At 60.8% G+C, this 4683-nt stretch carries 4 protein-coding genes; 3 read left to right on the top strand and 1 reads right to left on the bottom strand.

The window, feature by feature from the left end; translation table 11 throughout:
• The 3 genes from H0V78_12080 to H0V78_12090 form a co-directional block, all read left to right on the top strand.
• On the top strand, positions 1 to 941 hold a 941-nt coding region (locus tag H0V78_12080), incomplete at its 5' end, for a dihydroorotase (protein ID MBA2352478.1).
• Positions 942 to 1030: 89 nt separating this feature from the next.
• Positions 1031 to 3079: a M3 family metallopeptidase gene (locus H0V78_12085; GenBank protein MBA2352479.1), complete on the top strand. Its 2049-nt coding sequence runs from the start codon at positions 1031 to 1033 to the stop codon at positions 3077 to 3079.
• A 97-nt stretch (positions 3080 to 3176) separates the two neighbouring features.
• A complete protein-coding gene (locus tag H0V78_12090; protein ID MBA2352480.1) occupies positions 3177 to 3848 on the top strand; it encodes a glutaredoxin family protein in 672 nt (223 codons plus the stop codon).
• Between the two features lie 479 nt (positions 3849 to 4327).
• Here the strand turns inward: H0V78_12090 and groEL are convergent.
• Positions 4328 to 4683 (bottom strand): chaperonin GroEL (groEL, locus tag H0V78_12095; protein ID MBA2352481.1); only part of this gene is annotated, 356 nt, incomplete at its 5' end.

Here is a 4683-nt window from a genome sequence, read left to right on the forward strand (position 1 = left end):
ATGTTTATCCGCTCGGCGCGCTGACCCAGGGTTTGCGCGGCGAGCGGCTGACCGAAATGGCCGAATTGTGCGATGCCGGTTGCGTGGCGTTTTCGCAAGCCGATGTGCCGCTGCGCGACGCTGCGGTGCTGTTGCGCGCGATGCAATATGCGGCGACCTTCGGTTTCAGCGTTTGGCTGCGCCCGCAAAACGGCAGTCTGGCGCGCGGCGGCGTCGCCCACGATGGCGAGCTCGCGACGCGTTTGGGCCTTGCGCCGATACCGGTTTGCGCCGAAACCGTGGCGTTGGCGACCATGCTGCTGCTGGCGCGCGAAACGGGCGCCAAACTGCATCTATGCCGGCTGTCGAGCGCCGCTGGCGTCGCCATGATCCGCGCCGCCAAAAGCGAAGGTCTCGCGATTACGTGCGACATCGCGGTCAATCATGCGCATCTGTGTGAAAACGACATCGGCTTTTTCGATTCGAATTGCCATCTGAGTCCGCCTTTGCGCAGCGCGGAGGATCGCGACGCGTTGCGCGCGGCTTTGCGGGACGGCACGATAGACGCAATCTGCTCCGACCATACGCCGGTCGACGATGACGCCAAGCAACTGCCGTTTGCCGAAGCCGAAATCGGCGCGACCGGTCTCGAACTCCTGCTGCCGCTGACCCTGAGATGGGCGCAGGAGAGTGATGTTGCACTGGTCGAAGCCCTTGCCAAAATCACCTCGGAACCGGCGCGGATCATCGGCCAGGCTGACGGTCTGAGCGGGCAACCGGCCGGTCAGCTTGGCGTGGGAGCCGCTGCCGACATCTGCATCTTCCATCCCGAGCGGCGCTGGAAGGTCGAAGCCAAGTCGCTGAAAAGCCAAGGCAAAAACACGCCTTTCATCGGCCAGGAAATGCTCGGCAAGGTACGCTATACACTGGTGAATGGCGATGTTGTTCGGGAGCCAACCTAAGGAGGCTGGCTGGCGATTCGCCTGACGGCGCATCAGAACCAAGCCTGTATCCGAATGTCTTCCAGTAAATCCATTCTCAACCCAGAAATATGAATCCCTTACTCGATTTTTCGGGCCTGCCGCGCTTTGCCGAATTCAATGTCGGCAGCGTTGCGCCGGCCGTCGAACAATTGCTGGCCGAAAACCGCGCGCTGGTTGCCAGGCTTGTCGCTGAGACCGACGCGCCGACCTGGGACAACTTCGTGCAACTGCTGGAAGACGCCAACGAGCGTCTGAGCCGCGCCTGGGGCCAGGTCGGGCACCTGAATGGCGTGATGAACAGCCCGGAACTGCGCGAGGTGTACAACGCCAATTTGCCGCATATCGTGCAGTACTACACAGAACTCGGTCAGCATCAGGGTCTGTATGAAAAATACCGGCTGCTCAAGGCTGCGCTGCCATTCTCGCGCCTCAGCCGCGCGCAGCAGAAAATCATCGACAACGAGTTGCGCGATTTTCGCCTCGGCGGGGCCGAATTGCCGACCGAGCAGAAACAGCGTTTCATGGAGATCAGCGAAGAGCTGGCGGCGATCTCTTCGAAATTCAGCGACAACCTGCTCGATGCAACCAACGCCTTCGCGCACACCCTGCAAAGCCACGATGAGCTGGCGGGCCTGCCCGACGACGTCATCGAAACCGCGCAAAAGGCCGCGGCCGACGAAGGCAAGCCCGGATATAAGTTGACGCTGCACGCGCCATGCTATCTTCCGGTCATGCAATACGCCGAAAATCGCTCCCTGCGGGAACTGATGTATCGCGCTTATGTGACGCGGGCATCGGAGTTCGGCAAAGCGGAATGGGATAACACTGCGGCGATAAAAAAAATCCTGATCCTGCGCCGCGAAATCGCCCGCTTGCTCGGTTTTTCAAATTACGCCGAGCTTTCGCTGGAACCCAAGATGGCGGAAAGCCCGCGCGAGGTGCTCGATTTCCTCGGCAATTTGGCAAATAAGGCGAAGCCGTTTGCCGAGCGCGACCTCGCCGAGTTGCGGGTATTCGCGAAAGAGTCGATGGCAATGAACGAGCTGGAAGCCTGGGATATCGGCTTTGCGTCGGAAAAGCTGCGCGTCGCGCGCTATGCATTTTCCGATCAGGAAGTGAAGCAGTATTTTCCGGAAACCAGAGTGCTTCCCGGAATGTTCAAGGTCGTCGAAACACTCTATGACGTGAGCATCAAGCCGGCGGCGGCGCCGATCTGGCATCCCGACGTGCGCTTTTTCAGCATCGAAGATCGCAGCGGCGCCTTGGTCGGCCAGTTCTATCTCGACCTGTATGCGCGTCCGTCGAAGCGCGGCGGCGCGTGGATGGATGACGCGATCACGCGCCGGCGGCTAAGCAGTGCGGCCGGGGCTGGCGGTATTCAAGCGCCGGTCGCTTATCTGACGTGCAATTTCTCGGCCCCGGTCGGAGGCAGGCCCGCGCTGTTCACGCACGACGAAGTGATTACGCTGTTCCATGAATTCGGCCATGGCCTGCATCATCTGCTGACGCGCGTCGATGAGCTCGGCGTGTCGGGCATCAACGGCGTCGAGTGGGATGCGGTCGAATTGCCCAGCCAGTTCATGGAGAATTTCTGCTGGGAGTGGGATGTGCTGAAGCATATGACGGCGCATGTCGAGACTGCCGAGCCGTTGCCGCGCAGCCTGTTCGACAAGATGCTGGCAGCGAAGAATTTCCAAGGCGGTCTGACGACGGTGCGTCAGATCGAATTTTCGCTGTTCGACATGCGTGCGCATTTTGAACTCGACCCGGCCGGCGATAAAACGGTGCTGCAATTGCTCGACGAAATCCGCGCCCAGATCGCGGTCATCGTGCCGCCCGCTTACAACCGCTTCCCCAATAATTTTTCGCATATCTTCTCGGGCGGCTATGCGGCCGGTTACTACAGTTATAAATGGGCCGAGGTGCTGTCGGCCGACGCGTACAGCCTGTTCGAGGAAATGGGTGTGCTGAATCCCGCTGCCGGCGGGCGTTTCCGCGACGAGATTCTGGGCGTCGGCGGCAGCCGTCCTGCGCTTGAATCTTTCGTCGCATTCCGCGGACGGCCGCCGCAAATAGACGCATTGCTGCGCCACAACGGGATGCTGCAAGCGGCCTGACAGCGGGGAATTCAAAAACCCGGCAATGTCGCAGGCGTGCTTTTTCGCGTAGTCTATCCGCCACGCCGCACGGCTGCGGTTTTCAGTGGAGAACGGCATGACAAAGATCGCCCTGTTGGTTTTGGCTTGCGCGCTATCGGCGAATTGTTATGCCGAGACCTACAAATGGGTCGATGAGAAAGGCGTCACCCATTACACCGACCAACCGCCGCCTCCAGGCGCCAGGAAAGTCGAGCAAAAAAAACTGACCGACAGCGTGATCGGGACGACGATGCCATATGCATTGCAGCAGACAGTCAAGAATTTCCCGGTCACGTTTTATGTCAACGATTGCGGCGAAGTGTGCAACAGCGCGCGCGCATTGCTGAATAAACGCGGCATTCCGTTTACTGAAAAGAATCCTGACAATCTCAAAGAGCAATCCGAACTTGCCGCGCTGACCAAGGGCAGCTCGGCGGTGCCGGTACTGCACGTCGGCCGTTCGGTATTGCGCGGCTTCGAGGAAGGGCAGTGGAACACGGCGCTCGATGAGGTCGGTTATCCAAAAACTTCGGCGTTGTCGAAGCAGCCGGCCAAACCCATTCCGCCGGCAAGCGGCGACAAGAACGTGAAGCCCGGCGCGGAATCGGCCGAAGCGAAGCCGGGGGAAGCGGGCGTTGCACCTGCATTGCCTGCTGATGCCGGGCAAAACGCCGCACCGCAATCACCCTCCCCCGCCGACGTTGCGCCGGCGGCGGCCCCGGCAACGGCCGCTCCCGTTCAGCAGTAGGGGTCATCGCGATCGCAGGAGGCTATCAAGGATACAGCTCCGCGGGCCAGTGCGGACGAGACATCGGCAACGCTCGATGCCATCTGGTCGATATCTTACCAACAGCCTTTTGCGCGTATTATCTAGTCCAATTCGTTAAAAAACAAAAACCTCACCAGGGTGAGGTTTTTGTTTGATTTATACGTACGGGGAAGGCAACAGGGAAAGGAGAAATCACTTCGGTTTGCTCCCTCCCCACTTGCCGGGCAGGGCCGGGGTGGGGATGCCAAAGAGGATCGCAGACGGTAAAACCATCGGCCGCCGCGGCCGCCCTCACCCCCATCCTGGCGCGCGGACACGTTACCGCGAAGCGGCCGTTTGCGGGGAGCGCGCGCCTGGGCCCCGCCTCCCCCCGTCCCCGGCTTAATGCCTGCCGGGGCAGGCAAGGGGGAAGCAGAAAAGCTACAGCCGATCGCTCGGCTCCCGCGAACGCCTCGTCGTTACATGTCCATGCCGCCCATTCCGCCCATGCCGCCCATGCCGCCGCCGCCCATACCACCGGCGAGACCCGGCTTGTCCTCGGGCAATTCCGCGACCATCGCTGCGGTCGTCAGAATCAGGCCCGCGACCGACGCCGCGTTCTGCAATGCATAACGCGTGACTTTGGTCGGATCGAGCACGCCCATCTCGACGAGATCGCCGTACTCGCCGGTCGCCGCGTTGTAGCCGAAATTGCCTTTGCCTTCCGCGACCTTGTTCAGAACGACCGATGGCTCGTCACCCGCGTTGGCGACGATCTGACGCAGCGGCTCTTCCAGCGCGCGCTGGACGATACGGATGCCGGCATCCTGATCGG

Source organism: Burkholderiales bacterium (genome assembly GCA_013695435.1).
Classification (GTDB): Bacteria; Pseudomonadota; Gammaproteobacteria; order Burkholderiales; family JACMKV01; genus JACMKV01.